Raw genomic sequence first — 17,451 nt, forward strand, 5'->3', positions numbered from 1 at the left:
TCATCACCCGAGCCCCAGTACTTTTTTGCGCCTCTCGGCCCACGCCATGACAGCCAGATCAAATGTCAGTGCCATAAACGCAACGTTCATCCCCAGTACGATGTTCTTACCAAGCTCAGTGCCTGCCAGCGTCCGCTGCAATTCCTGACCTAGGTCCTGGGTCCCAATGAAGGCGGCAATGATCACCATGAAGAAGGCGAACATTATTGCCTGATTAAATCCTACTGCCATAGTCGGCAGGGCCATTGGCAACTGAACCGTCCATAGCTTCTGCCGACGTGTCGCGCCGGACATATCAGCCGCTTCGGTTATTTCTGGCGGAACTGTGCGCAACCCTCCAATCGTGTATCGCGTTAGCGGAACAGTAGTGAAGATTACTATCGCAAACACAACCGCAACGTCATTAACGCCGAACAGCATAATAGCTGGGATAAGGTATATGAAACTGGGGAATGTCTGCGCCGTATCACAAGCCAGCAAAATACGGTTTGACCACTTTGAGGAACGCGCAGCAAATATACCCAAGGGAATACCGATCAACATTGAAATTATGACGGCAGAGATCACCGTATAGAGCGTGATAACGGAACGGTCCCACCAGCCCGAAAGCGCGACAAGTGTAAAGAAAACGAACCCATAAATAGCGGGCCGCTTGCCACCAAGCCAATACGCCAGCGCCGTAATCAGCAAAATGAACGCGGGTGTTGGAATCCAAAGAAGCGAGTTTCGGAATGGTATCAGAACTTTGACATTTAAGAACCAGCGCAACCATTCAGTCACGGCATTCACGGCATCTATTGCCAAAAAACCTTTAATTAAAGCGTCAATCTCTTTTCCTTTAGAGAATGATTGACGTCGGCCGATTTCGGCAAAAACATCAACGAATTGCGCGACGATACAGAACACGGAAAAGACGGCTAGGCCGACCAAGAGATAAGCATGTTGCTTCCACCAGGGCGTACCTTTCTCAAAGTGCTCCGGTTGTTTGACAACCCACGCCTTTGACAATCGATCGAGCATTATTGCGAACAAAACGATGGTCACACCGATCTCAAAAGAACGGCCGAGTTTAAAGCTACCCATCATGGCCAGCAACTTTGCTCCGAGGCCCGGCATTCCAATAAAGGCCGTCAGTACAACCATTGCGAGACACAGCATGATAACTTGATTCACACCGACCAATATCTCGGTGCGTGCTGCAGGCAAATAAACACGCGTCAACATCTGCCATCGAGTGCAGCCAGACATCTTACCCGCCTCAACAACTTCCGGACTAACCTTTTTTAGACCAAGCGTAGTCATCAATATCATGGGTGGGATAGCATAGATAATGGTAGCAACAGCCCCAGCGGTTGGGCCAACTTTAAAGAAGATCACCGCTGGCAACAGATAGGTAAAAAACGGAAGCGTCTGAAGCACGCTCAGGATCGGCTTGATCGCGGTGTCCACCCAACCGTATTTCCAAGCAGCAATACCCAACAAAAGCCCAAGCAAAAATGCGATCGGAGCCGCGACGACCAACACAGACATGGTCTGCATTGCAATGTCCCATTGGCCAATTAGCGCAGTCCAGACAAACGTTCCCCCCGCCAAAGCGGCAAGCCTCCAGCCGCCGAGGTAGTAGCCAAGTACCGTCACCGCACCTGCAATTGCCGTCCATGGGATCGGCCCCAGCATGGGCCAGCGGCGTTTTCCATAAAGCAGGTTTGCGGCTGCATCCAAAAGGAACTCAAGTGGTCCCTCTGCTATGAATCTGGTCACATAGATAAGGCCCAAATCATTCTGAACAAAGGCGAAAACAGCGTCCAGTGCCTCTGCAGTTGGCGGGATCATCGCCTCTGGAATCCGCTGTAACCAAGGTGGCAGCACGCCGAATGCATGCGCCATGATAAAAACCAGTGCAGTACCAATCAATGCCAACAAAACCGGATCTCGACGACCACCATCGTAGGCACTTGCGCCGACCTCGGAGGCGTTCGTGACGGCCATCAACCAGCCCCCAACAAAAGATCGAGTGCTTCTGAGCGCTGCATTACGCCAACAACTTTTCCAGAATTGTCCGCCACCGGAATCTCTTCGCGGGTTTCGTTAACCAATTGTCGCGCCAGATCCTGAATTGTGGCCTTCGAATCCACTGGTTCGCCTTCCAGTGAATGACCATTTATCGGTCGCGACAAGCCGCGGGCATGAACAACACGCGCTTTGTCGATATCCTCAGTGAATTTCCGAACATATTCGGTTGCGGGGTTCATAACGATCGCGTCCGGCGTATCACATTGTTCGATCGCGCCGTCTTTCATAATTGCGATCCGGTCCGCCAACCGAAGAGCTTCGTCGAAATCGTGGGTTATGAAAACGATCGTCTTACCCAGAATCTCCTGCAAACGCAGAAACTCGTCCTGCATTTCCCGGCGGATCAGAGGATCGAGTGCCGAAAAAGGTTCATCCAAAAACCAGATATCCGGCTCAATTGCCAGAGATCGAGCAATACCAACCCGCTGTTGCTGCCCACCCGACAGTTCGCGCGGAAAATAATCTTCGCGCCCTTCAAGGCCGACCAAGCGCACGACTTCCAACGCACGTTCGCGCCGCGTGTGTTTGTCTTGCCCTCGCATCTCCAATGGAAACGCAACGTTCTCAAGAACCGTTCGATGCGGCAACAGGCCAAAAGACTGAAACACCATTCCCATTTTGGACCGGCGCAATTCAATCAGGTCTTTTTCCGCCAATGACATAATGTCCTGACCCTCGACCTCGATGGTGCCGCCAGTTATATCGTGCAACCTGGAGAAACAACGAACCAGAGTTGACTTCCCAGACCCGGAAAGCCCCATGATAACAAGCATTTCACCTTGGCCGACATCTACAGATACATCTTTGACACCGGCAATATACCCGTCGGCACGAATATCGTCGAAACCATGACTCTCCGGCATAGATCGCAGGTACTTTTCTGGGTGAGCCCCGAATAGCTTCCAAACATTTCTGGCCGAAATTACCGGTGCCATGCCATTCCCCTGTCGTCCGGTCACCTACCCCACATGGTCTCGCGGGACAGGTGTGTTTGTCAAATTAGCTAAATATCAGCCCGAACATTCCTGAACCCACGGATCAACAACGTCGCGGTTTGCTTCAAGCCATTCGACCGCGGCCTCATCCGGTTCCAGCTCATCAGTATCCACCAACTTCGCCATTTCAGCGATCTGAGGGTTGGTGAAAGATATCTTTGTCAGCACGCAATACGCTGTTGGCCACTTGTCTTTCATACCATCCCAAGCCGCCTTTTTAAGATAGCCGGTGGCCGGATTACCGCAGTCATAGAGGGCGTCCGGGTTTGGGCCTACTGCAGGATCGGTGTCACAGCCGTCTTCCCAAGCAGGAAACTCAACGAATTCACCTGGCCAGACAGCCTCGGCAAAGTTTGGTGTCCAATTGAACACAACAACGGGTTTCTTTTCAGCCTCTGCAGCACCGATTTCGGCCCAGAGTGCCGCAGCAGAACCCGCGTTCACAACGACAAAGTCCATACCCAGCGCCTCGACCCGCTCCTGCCCGTGTTTCAACCAATCGACCGGGCCATCAAGGTAACGTCCTTTGTCGCCTGTCTCAGCAGTCGCAAACACTGCAGCGCAGTCGTTCAAAGCTTCCCAATCCGGTAATCCGGGGCAAGCGTCCTTGGTCCACATTGGATACCACCAGTCTTCGCGCGTTACGGCGTCATGGTCACCGGCGTCATGCAGCCCTCCTTTGGAAAGCGCCTCGCGGAAAGAAGCGCCGAATGCACCTTCCCAGACTTCAAGCTCTAACGCGACGTCGCCCAGGCGGACCGACTCGTACACAGCCTGACTGTCGGTAGTGACGTACTCAACGTTCAGGCCCATTTCTTCGAACATCTGACCAACGACATTCGACATCACAATTTGGCTGGACCAATTGTGGATCGGGATTACGATCGGATCTTCGCTGTCGGCTGCATGCGCTGCAGCACCCGATATTGCAAACGCACTTGCAGAGGCCAATAAAGTCAGTCTTTTCATTTTCATTCTCCCAGTTGTTTCGGCGATGCCGCTACGCCCGGTCAGGGCGAGGGTTTACTCGCCCTTTTCAAGTCTTCAGGTAGTCCTCAAGACTGTCGTCCAGCGCATCCTTCCAGACCGTATGGTGTGGGGGCGCCTTTGTGCCGGTCATTGGGCTGGTGTAGCCATGATCCCGGAATTCCATAATTCCTTGCTTCTTGTGCTTTTTCCATTCGTAGAAAGCCTGGTTTGCTGCTTCGATGTCGAATGAGGGGTAGTCGGTCTCATTTATGAGCTCGCCAGTGTAAGCGCCCTGATAAGCGATGCAGGCATAGTCATCTTTGAGAGCGTCTTCATCGGCCTGTCGTTTCTGCCAATCCGCCTCCATTGTTGCGGCATCAGGCAATGCTATACGGTCCATTATCACGTCCCGCACCCACCAAGCCTGCGCGTCAAACATGTTGAATGTGTACCACTGGTCTTGCATGCCCAAATAAAAGAGATCGGGATTTCCTGTGTACACGACACCTTTATAAAGGTCGTTTGCAGCCAGTCGGTTAGCCGTCTTCAATCGCAAATCATCCGGAAGGAATGGGAAATGGTGCTTGTATCCAGTGCATAGAATAATCGCATCTACTTCACGAGAGGTTCCGTCAATGAAGTACGCGGTTTTTCCGTCCACTCGCTCCAGCGCCGGGACTTCCGCCCAATTTTCCGGCCAATTGAAACCCATGGGCGCTGTCCGATGTGCAACCGTTACTGATTTGCATCCGTACTTCCAACACTGAGAGCCGATATCTTCAGCAGAATAGGATGTTCCTAGGATTAGGATGTCCTTGTCCTCGAACTCCACAGCGTCCCTAAAGTCATGTGCGTGCAGGATGCGACCTTTATAGGACTCAAAACCGGGATAATGCGGTACATTCGGGAAACTAAAGTGCCCTGATGCTACCACGACCTGATCAAAGATCCTTCGCTCTTCAGTATCACTTAGGGCATCACGAACTGTTACTTCAAACCCGTCTTCAACCGTTCGCACATCTCGCACAACGGTGTTGAATTTAATGTACTTTCGGACATCCGCCTTTTTTACCCGGCCTTCGATATAGTCGAACAGGACAGCACGCGGTGGGTAGGACGCAATGGGTTTTCCAAAGTGTTCTTCGAAGGTGTAATCCGCAAACTCCAACCCTTCCTTGGGTCCATTCGACCAAAGATAACGGTACATTGACCCATGGCAGGGGTTGCTGTGCTCATCCAGTCCGGTGCGCCAAGTGTATCGCCAGAGCCCACCCCAATCTGCCTGTTTTTCGTAACAGACAATCTCTGGGATTTCCGCGCCTTTTTCGGCGGCTGACTGAAATGCACGTAGTTGTGCAAGCCCAGACGGACCTGCTCCGATAATACAGATACGTTTGGTCATTCTACCCCCTCGACTATGGTTTGAACACTGCTGGAAGCGGACATTCGAAGTGCTTTGGCCTCAGCGTAGTCCGCGGAATGGTACCAGTCCTTTGCAGCCTGATAGCTTGGAAACCGAATTACGACGTGCCGATCGCCATGTGGGCTACCCTCATGACTTTCGTTGCGACCTCCACGCACAAGAAATTCACCGCCGAACTTCTCTACGATCGCCTGAACCATTGCGACATAGGTGGGATACGTCTCAGCGTCCGTCACGCGTATCTGTGCAATGACGTATCCCGGAACCATATCAGCGCACCTCTGGTTCTGATGAACTGGCGTTCCAGTCCGGCTCAAAGCCCAGAACCTCTGTGTCTTCTGACAAGGCCGGATTGAACAACCGGTTGTGCGCCATAGTCGCCTGATAAAGTGGGTTGTTTGATGCCAGTCGCCAGACTTTGCAAGACAGATCAAACACCTGCATGTACGCCTCGAAACGAAGGCGAACCATGTTCGCGTCACGTATGGAGGCTGCCCCTTGTGACCCCGGTGGAAAGGTGGCTGTTAGGATATCTGAAAACTCCGCCGCTTTTTGGTAATAAGTCGCGGAAAAGAACCGTACCGCCTGATCACGACGCTGAGCCGGATCATTCGTCTTCTTCGCCATGTGCAGCATTTCTGGCGTGACCGAATAGCCCGGAGCCTTGTTCAGCAGGGTGATGATGTGCCCAAGCGGTTCGTCGTGGTTTGGCAAAAAAAGAGCCGGTGTAATCGCATCATCTGGGCGACCTTGATTGTCGCGCATCGCTATCTGCCTTACTCGGCACTGCCACTTGAGAAAAGCAAGGCGCAGCGGCGAAGCGGAATAGCTTTCTCCTAGGACGGTACCCAGTGAACTCATGCGACGTCCTTTTTGTTTGTGTCTTCTATTCGATATGGCCTGTCATGAAGTAAGCTGGGAACGCGCACTGCCGTGGCTTGAACAAGGTCGAGATCCAGTTGGGCGTGGATGACGCCAGGAATGTCGCCGCCGTCAGCTAAAACCTCTCCCCACGGACTGATTACAAGGGAATGCCCATAGCTCGCCCCGCCACCAGGAACAGGACCAACAGCACATGGGGCAACAACAAATGACGTGTTTTCAATGGCGCGCGCTCGATTAAGAACATGCCAGTGCGCTTTTCCTGTAATTTTGGTGAAAGCCGCTGGGCAGCACAGTATTTCCGCGCCTCCCTGCGCAAGATCCCTGAAAAGCCCGGGAAACCGGAGATCATAGCAAATCGTGTGACCCACTTTGCACAAAGAGGTCTCGTAAATGCAGGCACGATCCCCCGGCGCTACGGTGTCGCTCTCTCGATAGGTAGCGCCTTCAGCAAGATCCACATCAAACAGGTGAATCTTGTCATAGTACCCCAGAATTTCGCCCGAAGGATCGAGCATATAGCCACGATTGATGATCTTCCCGTCCGGTCCGTCTACAGCGATGGATCCAATGTTCACCCAAACTTTCCGCTCGGCCGCAAATTCTCGCAGTTTGCTCAGTACAAGGTGTTTCGATTCCGGCTGAGATGGTGGGCACAAACGTTTGCCATCTGATGCTAACCCGCCGCAATACTCGGGCAAAAATAGCATTTGAGCACCGGCTCGAACTGCTGCTTCAGCCATCGGCAAAGCCTCGGCCAAAGCACTCTCCATGGTCGGCATGGGCCGGGTTTGGAGGCAGGCGATATTTAGCTGGCGCGGCATGGATTAGAACTTTTTGTAAGCCTTTCTAAGCATGACCAACGGGTGACGGTCGGACATTTGAAACTTCAACAATAGCTCTCGCGCAATCATGTCACGGTCCTGCTGATTGTCGGGAAGCTCGATGCTGTCTGGTATTCGAACCCATCCGTTGATGTTTCGGTCAAAGACCGCTGGTTTACCTTCCTCGTAACCCATGTGAATGTCTTCGAGCCAATTCAAGTCGTCCCAGCCCATGAATTCTATGTAGTCCTTGAGGAAAGGCGTAAGCCGGCTGTAATCCGGCACAAGATTCACATCATATCGGTAGCCAATATGCTGCCCAATTTCTTTCTCACGCTCTGATTCCAATCCATCCGCATCATTGATGAACTGGTTGACGTCCTTGATTTCAGACCCTCGATACTGTGTTCCGGCCATAGCTCAGGTCTCCTTAAAGGTGATGATAGTCTTCGACGCCGACGGTGTGGCTTGTGCCAGCCAATGGGACTCCGGCCATAGCTGAAGCTTCCATGGTCAGTGCCGCCAAATCTTCAGGCTCAAGCGAATGCAGATGCGTTTTTCCGCAAGCGCGGGCAAACAGCTGCGCCTCAATCGTCAGAGTATGCAGGAAGTTGTAGACACGCTCTGCCGCTTCATCAGGGTCAAGGCGTTGGCGCAGAAGGGGATCTTGCGTTGCTACGCCAACCGGGCAACGGCCTGTGTGGCAGTGATAGCAATAACCTGGCTCCGCCCCGATTTCCTCGGGGTAGTTGGCCTCAGGGATGTCCTTGTTACAATTGAGCGCCATCATCGCCGAATGCCCGATCGCGATTGCGTCCGCGCCGAGAGCAATCGCCTTAGCGATATCCGCACCGTTGCGGATGCCGCCAGCGTAAATCAAAGTGATGTCGCCCCGCTTTCCAAGATCGTCAATCGCTTTGCGCGCCTGACGGATTGCGGCCATACCGGGAACCCCGGTATCTTCGGTCGCAAGGTGTGGACCCGCGCCGGTGCCACCTTCCATACCGTCAATGTATATCGAGTCCGGATCGCATTTTACGGCCATTCGCACGTCGTCATAGACTCGGGCAGCGCCAAGTTTCAGTTGGATCGGAATTTGCCAGTCTGTCGCTTCGCGTATTTCCTGGATTTTCAGCGCGAGGTCGTCCGGCCCTAACCAATCTGGATGGCGAGCTGGCGAACGTTGGTCGATACCGGCGGGCAACGAGCGCATTTCGGCAACTTGGTCAGTCACCTTCTGCCCCATAAGGTGGCCACCTAGACCAACCTTACATCCCTGTCCGATGAAGAACTCGCAACCGTCTGCAAGCACCAGATGATGAGGATTAAACCCATAGCGCGACTGAATACATTGATAGAACCATTTCGACGAATACCGACGTTCGTCAGGGATCATACCACCCTCGCCCGAGCAGGTGGCGGTACCCGCCATCGTCGCCCCACGCGCCAAAGCAGTTTTCGCCTCATACGACAAGGCACCAAAACTCATGCCTGTTATGTAGACCGGAATATCCAGTTCCAACGGCCTTTTCGCACGCGGTCCGATGACCGTTTTTGTTTCGCATTTCTCGCGATAACCTTCGATAACAAAGCGCGTCAGTGTGCCGGGAAGAAAAGTCAGATCGTCCCAGTGCGGAATTTTTTTGAACAGCGAGAAACCTCGCATTCTGTAACGGCCAAGTTCGGACTTGATGTGAATGTCGTCCATGACCCGCGGCGGGAAAATGAAGCTGTCTCCGATACGGTTCACATCACGATCGAGAACTTTCTTGGTTGGCGGGTTTCCATCTGCCATGTTTTATACCTTTCAAAGGGTTATCGGGCATCCTTGGCGAGCAAGGCCGTCCCTTAGAGGATGAGCTTTTTCTCGTTCGGTTCGAGGTTGTCGTAGTTCCAGAGCTGTTTGCCCGCGACTACTTTGGTAAAGTGATCGACACCGTTGTCTGGCATCATTCCGTACTGGGTGAGTTTTCTCGTCAACCAAGCCTTGTCGAGGTCGGTCAGTTCAGCCTCAACCGCATCGACGCCTAAGGACTGAATATCGCCCCCGATGTAGATCGTGCCGTCGTACATCGAGTCACCGAGGTTCTTTCCGGCATTGCCGCAAACAACCATCCGGCCGCGCTGCATCATGAAACCAGAAAGCGCACCAGTATCACCGCCTACGATGATCGTCCCGCCCTTCATGTCGATGCCAGTACGTGATCCAACAGAACCTCGGCACACAAGATCACCGCCACGAATAGCTGCTCCAAATGTGGACCCAGCGTTTTTTTCCACAATCACTGTGCCGGACATCATATTCTCGCCGCAGGACCAGCCTACGCGTCCATTGATCCGCACGTTGGGCCCATCGATCAGGCCGACCGCAAAATACCCTGTCGAACCTTCGACGATCAGGTTGAGTTTATTCAGGATCCCAACACCAAGGCTGTGCATGCCGCGCGGGTTCTTGATGACAATGGAACCGTAACCTTCTTCCATCAGCAACCGGATATTTGCATTGACCTCCGTCGCGGTCATCTCGTCGCAATCAAGCTCAGTCCGTTTGTTGAAATCAACGTCAGGTGCCCAGGGATAGGCAAACCGTTCGGTCGCATCCGGGTCGAATTCGATATACATGGACCGCCCGGTTAGCTGATCCGTTGTCATGCCCAAAGCTTTGACCCGTTCCTCTTGGGTCATTCCCTTCAGGTCTGCATCGCTTACGCTTGCCATACGCGAACCTCCTCGTCGTAGGGATCGGTAGTGTCGATTTCATGAGGCAGGATCGCGCGGATCGCGACCTCTTCAGAGGCCATTGCGATTAGGTCGTCGCTCTCGTAAAGGACCAGCGGTTTGGCAGCCATTGTGTCCTTGGCCATGCCCAATTGATCCTTGGTGCAAACAAGATAAGTGAAAACACCATCGATCTCATCAATCGAACGCCTCAGGCTTTCCTCCAGCGTTACGCCGTTGGCAAGGTTGTGCGCCGTGTAGACTGCCAGCAACTCGCTGTCGCAGTTCGACATAAAACGGTGCCCTTTCCGTTCCATCTCGCGACGCATAATCCAGTAGTTTGTAATTTGCCCGTTATGAACGACCGAGACGTCGTTGTACGGGAACGCCCAATAGGGATGCGCGGATTTGATATCGACGTCGGACTCTGTTGCCATCCGAGTGTGGCCGATACCATGCGTGCCCCGAAAATCACTCAGGCCATAGGCCTCGGCGACAACGGATGCATCGCCGAGATCCTTGATCAGCTCCAAACCGTTTCCAAGCGAGAGGATCTCAACATCATCGATCTCCTCGATGTGTTCCGCCATCTCCCCTGTATTTCCGTTGTGGGTCAAAACATAGCGCAGCGCATAAGGACGTACGCGTTCCTTGTGCTTTACGTTCGCGCCATGCTCTTCAAGGATCGCGTCGACCTGAGCCAGACGCTCTTCCAGAACGTCATGGATGCCGCGACCGCGATCCATGTCCTCTGCTTCCGCAATCTTGACCCGCATCACATAGTCTTCTGCGTCTTCGCGATAGACTGCATAGCCGGTTGAATCCGGTCCACGATGCTTAAGCGACTGAAGCATTGCCGTCATCTCACCGCCGACATTCGACGCTCCTTTGAGATGAATTAGTCCAACAATTCCGCACATTTGACCTGCGCTCCTCCTGCAAATTCTTCAACTAGCTGGTTTGATGGTTGGGCTGGCGTCGTGCGAGACTCGCCCAAAAGCCTCCGGTTAAGGCAGGCACTCCATATACATTTCGTTATCCCATTCGGTGACGGTAGACATGAAGCGTGCAAACTCATCGCGTTTGTACTCTTCGTAAAGGCGGTACATCTCGCCCGGCATGCCACGCTTGACCACCTCGTTTGCATCCAGATGATCCAAAGCCTCGCCAAGGGACATCGGAAGCTTCTTCACTTCTTTACCTTCGGCCATCGCCTCATAGATATTGCGTTCTTCAGGCTCACCAGGATCGAGATTGTTATCCAGCCCGTCATCCATGGCCGCCAATAGAGTTGAACCCATAATGTATGGGTTCACCATCGAGTCGACTGAGCGATACTCAAAACGTCCCGGCGCCGAAACGCGAAGGCCAGTCGTTCGGTTCTGAAAACCCCAGTCTGCAAATACAGGAGCCCAAAAACCTGTATCCCACAAGCGCCGATAGGAGTTCACAGTGGAACACCCAATGGCCGTCAAAGCCTGGAGATGGGTGACAACCCCACCGATGGCCTTCAACCCTTCCTTTCCGGGCATCTGAGGATCATCGGTGTCGGGCATGAACGTGTTCTCACCACCCTTCACGTACATGTAGTTTTCTTTCATCCCTGGCAAATCGTCCGGATCGTTGCCGGTGCGAACGAACTCATCTTCGCCGCCTCTCCAAAGACTCATGTTGTGATGACAGCCACTGGCTGAAACACCCATGAAAGGTTTAGTCATAAAGCAGGCAAAGATTCCGTTCTCGCGCGCCACCTGCGCGCAGATTTGGCGGTATGTCGTCAACCTGTCGGCGTTGCGCAACACGTCGTCGAACATCCAGTTCAGTTCAAGCTGGCCCGGCGCATCCTCATGGTCGCCTTGGATCATATCCAAGCCCATCTGGCGAGCATATCGGATCACCTGCATGGAAACAGGTCTTAGACTCTCGAACTGGTCGATGTGATAGCAGTATGGTTTTGAAAACCCGTCGCGTGGTTTGCCGTCTTCGTCAAACTTCAGCCACATCATTTCGGGCTCAGTGCCGATCCGCAACTTTGTTCCGTGTTTTTTGGTGAATTCTTCATGCAACCGACGCAGGTTTCCGCGGCAATCTGAAGTAAGATAACCACCCGGATTTTCTTTTTCCTCTCGGTTCCGGAACAATGTGCAATAGAAACGCCCGATCGTAGGAGCCCAGGGCAGTTGCATAAACGTTTCCGGTTCAGGAATGCCTACAAGTTCAGCTGCTTCCGGACCATATCCAAGATAGTTGCCAGCACGATCCGTGAAGAGGTTTACCGTCGCCCCGTAGACAAGCTGGAATCCTTTGTTGGCAACGGTTTCCCAGTGATCAGCTGGGATACCTTTACCCATGATCTTTCCAGTGACCGACACGAATTGAAGGTAGAGATACTCAATGCCTTTGGCATTGATCATTTCCCGTACCTGCTTGATTTTCTCATCGCGTCCCGGCGCGTCTACAAATCTTTCAAGATCGGTGGCCACTTTCTATCTCCTTGCTGGCTTGACGGAGCACTCTTACGGCGCTCTTCAATGCGAACTTGGTATTTCTGTTAACTCCACGGATAAGGGCTGTTGGACACAGGGTGCAGTTCACCCTTGGCGAACCGATCAAATCGGAACGGCTCCAGAAGTTCCTGTCGTTCCCCAAGCACTTCGTCCGCAATCAGGTGACCAACACCCAGCATTTTCCAACCGTGGTTACTGTCTGCAATCACCGTGACGTTTTCTCGGAAATGATCGAAAACCGGGAAACTGTCCGCCGTGAAACAGCCGATCCCTCCCGATGCTTCCTTGTGGTACTTTGGCATCATACCTTCATAGCGCGCCTGACAATGGGCGAGTGCACTCACCCACATATGAGCAAATTCATGGCTTGAAACAAATTCCGGAGAAGACGGTCCGTAAGGATCGATTTGCACTTCGTCTACGGGTGTTTCCACTTTGTAGGGGCTCGCCCCTCCCTGGATACCTCCAAAATGCCAATCGGGCTTGTAATAGATGCCCCACATCTCTTCTGTGATGATGGAACCATCGACGGTCGATTTCAGGGGCGCATCGGTATCCACATGTATGACTGGCGCAAGGCTACCGTCATCAGCCCGCCCGATGTTCGGATCAATATTCAGCACGCCTTCTTCAAGTTGCCAAAAGCGCCACATATCTACGCCTTCGTGCACCTCACCTTGCAGATCCTTAACAGTAATCTGGCCGGGCAAGTCGAGCATTGACCAGAAGTTGCGGACCCAGGGGCCAGCGCCGATGATGACGCGTTCACATGAAATTTTGCCCTTGTCCGTTTCAACGGCCTGAATCGCACCAGACCCGTTCATGGCTTCGAAACCGACGACCTCGACCCCGGTAATGATGCGGACACCAAGCGCTTCGACCTTTTCCGCAAGCGCGTACATTGTCTTGGTTTGATTAGAAAAACCACCACGCTTTTCGTGCAATACGGATGTTATTTTTTGGGCTTGCCAGTCCCCAAAATAGCCACGCATGTACGACGTGCAGGCGTTTTCACCTTCAATGAAGACGCTTTCATAACCGATCGCCTGCTGCTGTGCATAAATCGACCCCACGTCTTCGCGCATGCTTTCGGAAGAAATTTGCATGTAACCGACGGGGTGGTACGATAGCCCTTCTGGATCACTTTCCCAGACATCAACCGAATGGGCCATGAGCTTGCGCATTGCAGGCTGGAAATAGTTGTTGCGAACTACTCCGCAGGCAATCCCAGAAGCTCCTGCAGCGATACCGCTTTTATCCAAAACGACAATGCGGCCCTCAATTTCTTCGCCACGTTCTTTCAACCTTTCAGCCAGCTTCCAAGCCGTAGATATGCCATGGATACCTGCACCGATGATCACGTAGTCTGCATGTTGAGGGAATGCCATGAGTTTCCTCGTCATTGGGTCACGCTAAGAAGAAGAGCCGCACCGCAAGCCAAAATCAACAACTTTTGAACCAATAATTGCCTTTTGGGCCAAAAACTGCAAAATTGGTTTATTATTGGACTATAAAATGGATCACAAATGGGAAGACGAAGTTTCTCCGACGTTGCAACAGAGCTGAGACGTGCGATCGAAGAAGGAGAATTTCAGCGATTCGAGCGGTTGCCGCCGTCGAGAGTATTGGCGGAAAAGCTAGGGGTCGCGCGAAACACGCTGCGCGACGCGCTCTACCAACTCGAGAAGGAAGGGTTGTTGGAAACCCGCGCCGGGAGCGGCACTTATGTTACGGCCGCAAAACAGGATGTTGTTCCACCGGCCGTTGAAGAAGCTACTCCATTGGAACTGATCGACGCCCGCTTTGCTTTGGAACCACATATCTGCCGCCTAAGCGTTCTGCACGGTAGGCGAGAAGACTTTGAGGCACTGGAAGCGCTTTGCACACAAATGGAGGCGGCTCAGACCGACCCTGTTTTATTTGCCGAGGCAGACACGGCTTTTCACCGCAGGTTGGCCGCGTCGACGAGAAACAACCTTCTAATTTGGTTGATTAGTCAGATTAATACAGTGCGATCCTTGGACGAGTGGACCCGCATGCGTCATCTCACACTCGAAGAAGAGATTATCCAACAATACAATGCGCAGCACCGTGAAGTTCTCAACGCATTGCGCTCACGTGAACCCGAGCGCGCCGCTGTCAAAATGAAAGAGCATCTAGAAACTGCACGTTTGTCGCTTATGCGTGCAGCGGAAGCGTAGTGCGCTTGCCCAGTCCAAACCTAAGGTCTCTCGGCGCAATCTGCGCCGGAGTATTTGGCGTACTACCCGTTCTTGCGCTGGCAAGTGAATGCGAGACAGTCGACGCGTTGAACCGCTTTACCGCTTCGGGTACGGCACCCGAAGGCGCAGTTTGCGCAACCTATTTATCGTCTTTTTCGACAACCGGAGTTTCCTGTTACTGGAGCCACGCCTATAGGAGCCCTTCCGCAGAAGATCAGGCTTCGGCAATGTGGACCACGCTGACGAAATGCAGAAATGGCAGTCTTTTGAAGCCAGATGAGCAGGTGAACCACCCCGACAGCTACGACCTAAGGGAATGGGCGCATGAAAAAGGTGTGTATGCTATATCTATCAAAGACAAGGCTGGCCAAAACAGAACGCTCGTCTTCCTTCGTTTCGAGCCAGGTCGAGCACAACACTTTGACTGATTACTGAGCCTGCGCAGACGTTTGCATCCAATTGATGTAGAGTCGTTCTGCCATAGCATTGAACTCCGGCATATGCTTAGAAACATCGGCAGCAAGACGTCCGGTAGCGTTCTCGCCCATAGCGTCATCCAATGCTGACCGGTACTCGGGGATTTCGGCCCAATTGGAAACCGTGTCTTTTTCTACTTCGATGTGGAATTGCGCAGAATAGGCACGCGTCCCCCATTTCATAGCTTGAACGGCGCAGCCTGGCGAAGTTGCAAGGCAAGTTGCCCCCGGAGGCATCTGCGTAACCTCTGCCGAATGCCATTGAAGACATGGAAAGCGATCCGGCAAACCATCCAGTATGACGCCAGAAGCTCCTTCCTCGGTAAGCTGAACGTCCATAACACCGATCTCAGGTGTCTCAGATGGCCCCACGCTTCCCCCCAAGGCTTCGGCCAATAACTGATGCCCCAGACACAAGCCTAGAAAAGGCAGACCTCTGACTTCTACGGCCTCGCGAATGAAAGCCTTTTCGTCTTTCAGCCATGGATGAGCGTCTTCCTGCCAAACGTCCATGGGACCGCCCATCACCCACAGACCTTCGTATCCGTCCAGTGAAGGCAATTGTTGCTTCTGATCCAGTTCGACCGCATCATAACTGTGACCGTCCTCTCTAAGGAAATTGCGAAAAACACCTGGATGTTCGACGGTCGCGTGCTGCAATACTAGAAGCTTCATAGCCCTTCCTTTTTCAGATCAACTTAATTGTAGAACGATTTTTTCCTGTTGCGAAAGGTCGTGGGTGTTATCCACCAACTCAACAAGTGTCTCCCGGCCACAAACAGACAGCAACAAACACAACCTGCGGTTCGACGTCAAAACGAGGTTACTTTCGTCAAAACCCAGAGGCTTCAAAAAGACCAAAAAAACCGGTCCACGCAAACCACTAGCTATTGAACAAAAACCTGCGAAGATCGGGCATGCGTAGACTAACCATCCTGCTACTGTATTCATCGTTGCTGATGCCAGCGCTTGTACGAGCAGAACCGTGCCGACTGGCGCTTGTACTTGCGTTGGATGTATCTGGCTCCGTAGACGAAGTTGAATATGCGCAACAATTGAATGGTCTTTCCTACGCACTGAACAACACCGAAGTACGGGCAACTATTTTGAAGGACCCTGAAACCCCAGTTCACCTTGCTGTCTTTGAATGGAGTTCCCAAAATCATCAGTTTTTGATTCAACCTTGGACGATACTAGACAGTCAGAATGCGATCGACGCCGCTATTGATCGAATTCGGTCGTATCGAAAGAAGCGTGCAGGCCTAAAGACGGCGCTTAGCACTGCACTAATGTTTGCAGGCGAACTTCTCGAAGGAAAAAAGGATTGCTGGCAAAAGACCGTGGACGTGTCGGGAGATGGCAAAAACAACATAGGCCCACCTCCTAAGCGCGTTTACGAGCTCAATATTTTTACGAACGTAACAGTCAATGCTTTGGTAGTGGGGCATCCGAAGCCAGAAAAAAAAGGCGACGTGGGTGAATGGTTAACTCAAAATGAGCTTCAAAGATATTTTGAGCGTGAGGTTATCCATGGGAGTGCAGCATTTGCAATGATTGCGAATGGTTACGAAGACTATGCTCAAGCGATGAAAAGAAAACTAATAAGGGAAACCACCCTACCAGTTTTCGGCCACAGCGGATACCCGCCTCGCTAGACCTTACGTTTGAATGGACTGGCTACTATGGATTTTTCATGCGAGATGCTTGGAAAACTGGTAAAATAGAATTCAACAAACGACGCATACACAAGAAGAGTATTCGTAAATTGCGTCGGGCAACGGCCAGAAACAGGAAATCCGGTGGCAATTGTGACCCGATATCAAAAAGCCTCTGCAGGAGTAGACATCGGTAGATGTTTTGGTCTCAATACACTATCCCAAAGGAATATCATGGCCGCACAGTAGACCAAGCTGCCGATCTTTGTTGAGTAAAACCCGTTCTTTTGGCGGCGATAACTGCTTTCGCCAAAAATTGACTTGGCCTAATTGTCATTGCCCGGCGCTTCTTCCGCAGCTTCTGCATAGACGGCCACCAAACATCCGGTTTCCGTGTAAGACGAGTGCTCCGTCCCGGCTGCGAGCCAGACGACATCGCCTTGCCTGTAGATGGTTCCGTCGTTGTCTATCAATTCGCCATCAACGATAAGAAATTCTTCCGCTCCCCCGTGTCGATGGGGTGTCGACCGGGAACCGGGTGCCATTCGGTAGATGTAAAAGCCAACATCTCGTTCTGAGTCGGGATTCAATTGAATGAAATGGGTGCCAGTTTCATTCAATCCTGTAGGATCGTAAGGTGAAAAGGCGGCGTCGTCGTAAACATTGGCGACTTTTCTTTGATTTGGCTTAATAACTTTCATTTGTGC

At 52.3% G+C, this 17,451-nt stretch carries 17 protein-coding genes; 2 read left to right on the plus strand and 15 right to left on the minus strand.

The window, feature by feature from the left end; translation table 11 throughout:
* Positions 1-3 precede the first annotated feature (3 nt).
* The 13 genes from ACR0JF_RS02500 to ACR0JF_RS02560 all read right to left on the minus strand — a co-directional run bounded on the left by ACR0JF_RS02500 (position 4) and on the right by ACR0JF_RS02560 (position 13,779).
* Positions 4-1,989 carry an ABC transporter permease subunit gene (locus ACR0JF_RS02500; protein ID WP_170660097.1) on the minus strand — a complete coding sequence of 662 codons (1,986 nt, stop codon included), beginning with the start codon at positions 1,987-1,989 and terminating at the stop codon, positions 4-6.
* On the minus strand, positions 1,989-3,008 hold the full coding sequence (locus tag ACR0JF_RS02505) for a betaine/proline/choline family ABC transporter ATP-binding protein (protein ID WP_170660098.1): 1,020 nt from the start codon (positions 3,006-3,008) through the stop codon (positions 1,989-1,991). The genes ACR0JF_RS02500 and ACR0JF_RS02505 overlap by 1 nt, the downstream gene beginning before the upstream one ends.
* Positions 3,009-3,083: 75 nt before the next feature.
* Positions 3,084-4,037 (minus strand): ABC transporter substrate-binding protein, encoded by a 954-nt coding sequence (locus ACR0JF_RS02510; protein WP_170660099.1) that lies wholly within the window; start codon positions 4,035-4,037, stop codon positions 3,084-3,086.
* A 67-nt stretch (positions 4,038-4,104) separates the two neighbouring features.
* The gene (locus tag ACR0JF_RS02515) at positions 4,105-5,439 is read right to left on the minus strand and encodes a flavin-containing monooxygenase (protein WP_170660100.1); all 1,335 of its coding nucleotides are present in this window, start codon (positions 5,437-5,439) and stop codon (positions 4,105-4,107) included.
* Entirely contained in the window at positions 5,436-5,729 is a 294-nt protein-coding gene (locus ACR0JF_RS02520) for a DUF1330 domain-containing protein (protein WP_170375248.1), read from the minus strand. Before ACR0JF_RS02520 ends, ACR0JF_RS02515 begins: the two co-directional genes overlap by 4 nt.
* Position 5,730: 1 nt before the next feature.
* Entirely contained in the window at positions 5,731-6,225 is a 495-nt protein-coding gene (locus ACR0JF_RS02525) for a hypothetical protein (RefSeq protein ID WP_480668874.1), read from the minus strand.
* Between the two features lie 92 nt (positions 6,226-6,317).
* The gene (locus ACR0JF_RS02530) at positions 6,318-7,166 is read right to left on the minus strand and encodes a carbon-nitrogen hydrolase family protein (RefSeq protein WP_170660102.1); all 849 of its coding nucleotides are present in this window, start codon (positions 7,164-7,166) and stop codon (positions 6,318-6,320) included.
* A 3-nt stretch (positions 7,167-7,169) separates the two neighbouring features.
* Positions 7,170-7,583 (minus strand): hypothetical protein, encoded by a 414-nt coding sequence (locus ACR0JF_RS02535; protein WP_170375242.1) that lies wholly within the window; start codon positions 7,581-7,583, stop codon positions 7,170-7,172.
* A 13-nt stretch (positions 7,584-7,596) separates the two neighbouring features.
* Complete coding sequence (locus ACR0JF_RS02540; protein ID WP_170555555.1) at positions 7,597-8,961, minus strand: FMN-binding glutamate synthase family protein; 1,365 nt, start codon at positions 8,959-8,961, stop codon at positions 7,597-7,599.
* Positions 8,962-9,014: 53 nt separating this feature from the next.
* On the minus strand, positions 9,015-9,884 hold the full coding sequence (locus ACR0JF_RS02545) for a GltB/FmdC/FwdC-like GXGXG domain-containing protein (protein WP_170660103.1): 870 nt from the start codon (positions 9,882-9,884) through the stop codon (positions 9,015-9,017).
* Positions 9,872-10,738, minus strand: a complete 867-nt coding sequence (locus tag ACR0JF_RS02550) for a class II glutamine amidotransferase domain-containing protein (RefSeq protein WP_480668875.1) — start codon at positions 10,736-10,738, stop codon at positions 9,872-9,874. Before ACR0JF_RS02550 ends, ACR0JF_RS02545 begins: the two co-directional genes overlap by 13 nt.
* A 153-nt stretch (positions 10,739-10,891) precedes the next feature.
* A complete protein-coding gene (locus tag ACR0JF_RS02555) occupies positions 10,892-12,367 on the minus strand; it encodes a glutamine synthetase family protein (protein WP_170660105.1) in 1,476 nt (491 codons plus the stop codon).
* 68 nt (positions 12,368-12,435) lie between these two features.
* The gene (locus ACR0JF_RS02560; protein ID WP_170375232.1) at positions 12,436-13,779 is read right to left on the minus strand and encodes an NAD(P)/FAD-dependent oxidoreductase; all 1,344 of its coding nucleotides are present in this window, start codon (positions 13,777-13,779) and stop codon (positions 12,436-12,438) included.
* Positions 13,780-13,917: 138 nt separating this feature from the next.
* On the opposite strand from ACR0JF_RS02560, the gene ACR0JF_RS02565 reads away from it, so the two are divergent.
* Entirely contained in the window at positions 13,918-14,592 is a 675-nt protein-coding gene (locus ACR0JF_RS02565) for an FCD domain-containing protein (RefSeq protein WP_170375230.1), read from the plus strand.
* A gap of 449 nt (positions 14,593-15,041) precedes the next feature.
* Here the strand turns inward: ACR0JF_RS02565 and ACR0JF_RS02570 are convergent, their stop codons facing one another.
* Positions 15,042-15,764, minus strand: coding sequence for a type 1 glutamine amidotransferase (locus ACR0JF_RS02570; protein ID WP_170660106.1), 723 nt, complete (start codon positions 15,762-15,764; stop codon positions 15,042-15,044).
* A 242-nt stretch (positions 15,765-16,006) separates the two neighbouring features.
* Here ACR0JF_RS02570 and ACR0JF_RS02575 point away from each other — a divergent pair, with 242 nt between their 5' ends.
* The gene (locus ACR0JF_RS02575) at positions 16,007-16,744 is read left to right on the plus strand and encodes a DUF1194 domain-containing protein (protein WP_170660107.1); all 738 of its coding nucleotides are present in this window, start codon (positions 16,007-16,009) and stop codon (positions 16,742-16,744) included.
* A 326-nt stretch (positions 16,745-17,070) separates the two neighbouring features.
* On the opposite strand, the gene ACR0JF_RS02580 is transcribed toward ACR0JF_RS02575, so the two are convergent.
* The gene (locus tag ACR0JF_RS02580) at positions 17,071-17,445 is read right to left on the minus strand and encodes a cupin domain-containing protein (protein ID WP_170660108.1); all 375 of its coding nucleotides are present in this window, start codon (positions 17,443-17,445) and stop codon (positions 17,071-17,073) included.
* Positions 17,446-17,451 lie beyond the last annotated feature (6 nt).

Source organism: Ruegeria sp. BG11 (assembly GCF_056538565.1).

What these genes read in the sequence shown, in the direction of transcription:
- ACR0JF_RS02500 (WP_170660097.1), bottom strand. Translation starts at nt 1,989, where the DNA reads ATGGCCGTCACGAACGCCTCCGAGGTCGGCGCAAGTGCCTACGATGGT.
- ACR0JF_RS02505 (WP_170660098.1), bottom strand. Translation starts at nt 3,008, where the DNA reads ATGGCACCGGTAATTTCGGCCAGAAATGTTTGGAAGCTATTCGGGGCT.
- ACR0JF_RS02510 (WP_170660099.1), bottom strand. Translation starts at nt 4,037, where the DNA reads ATGAAAAGACTGACTTTATTGGCCTCTGCAAGTGCGTTTGCAATATCG.
- ACR0JF_RS02515 (WP_170660100.1), bottom strand. Translation starts at nt 5,439, where the DNA reads ATGACCAAACGTATCTGTATTATCGGAGCAGGTCCGTCTGGGCTTGCA.
- ACR0JF_RS02520 (WP_170375248.1), bottom strand. Translation starts at nt 5,729, where the DNA reads ATGGTTCCGGGATACGTCATTGCACAGATACGCGTGACGGACGCTGAG.
- ACR0JF_RS02525 (WP_480668874.1), bottom strand. Translation starts at nt 6,225, where the DNA reads ATGCGCGACAATCAAGGTCGCCCAGATGATGCGATTACACCGGCTCTT.
- ACR0JF_RS02530 (WP_170660102.1), bottom strand. Translation starts at nt 7,166, where the DNA reads ATGCCGCGCCAGCTAAATATCGCCTGCCTCCAAACCCGGCCCATGCCG.
- ACR0JF_RS02535 (WP_170375242.1), bottom strand. Translation starts at nt 7,583, where the DNA reads ATGGCCGGAACACAGTATCGAGGGTCTGAAATCAAGGACGTCAACCAG.
- ACR0JF_RS02540 (WP_170555555.1), bottom strand. Translation starts at nt 8,961, where the DNA reads ATGGCAGATGGAAACCCGCCAACCAAGAAAGTTCTCGATCGTGATGTG.
- ACR0JF_RS02545 (WP_170660103.1), bottom strand. Translation starts at nt 9,884, where the DNA reads ATGGCAAGCGTAAGCGATGCAGACCTGAAGGGAATGACCCAAGAGGAA.
- ACR0JF_RS02550 (WP_480668875.1), bottom strand. Translation starts at nt 10,738, where the DNA reads ATGCTTCAGTCGCTTAAGCATCGTGGACCGGATTCAACCGGCTATGCA.
- ACR0JF_RS02560 (WP_170375232.1), bottom strand. Translation starts at nt 13,779, where the DNA reads ATGGCATTCCCTCAACATGCAGACTACGTGATCATCGGTGCAGGTATC.
- ACR0JF_RS02565 (WP_170375230.1), top strand. Translation starts at nt 13,918, where the DNA reads ATGGGAAGACGAAGTTTCTCCGACGTTGCAACAGAGCTGAGACGTGCG.
- ACR0JF_RS02570 (WP_170660106.1), bottom strand. Translation starts at nt 15,764, where the DNA reads ATGAAGCTTCTAGTATTGCAGCACGCGACCGTCGAACATCCAGGTGTT.
- ACR0JF_RS02575 (WP_170660107.1), top strand. Translation starts at nt 16,007, where the DNA reads ATGCGTAGACTAACCATCCTGCTACTGTATTCATCGTTGCTGATGCCA.
- ACR0JF_RS02580 (WP_170660108.1), bottom strand. Translation starts at nt 17,445, where the DNA reads ATGAAAGTTATTAAGCCAAATCAAAGAAAAGTCGCCAATGTTTACGAC.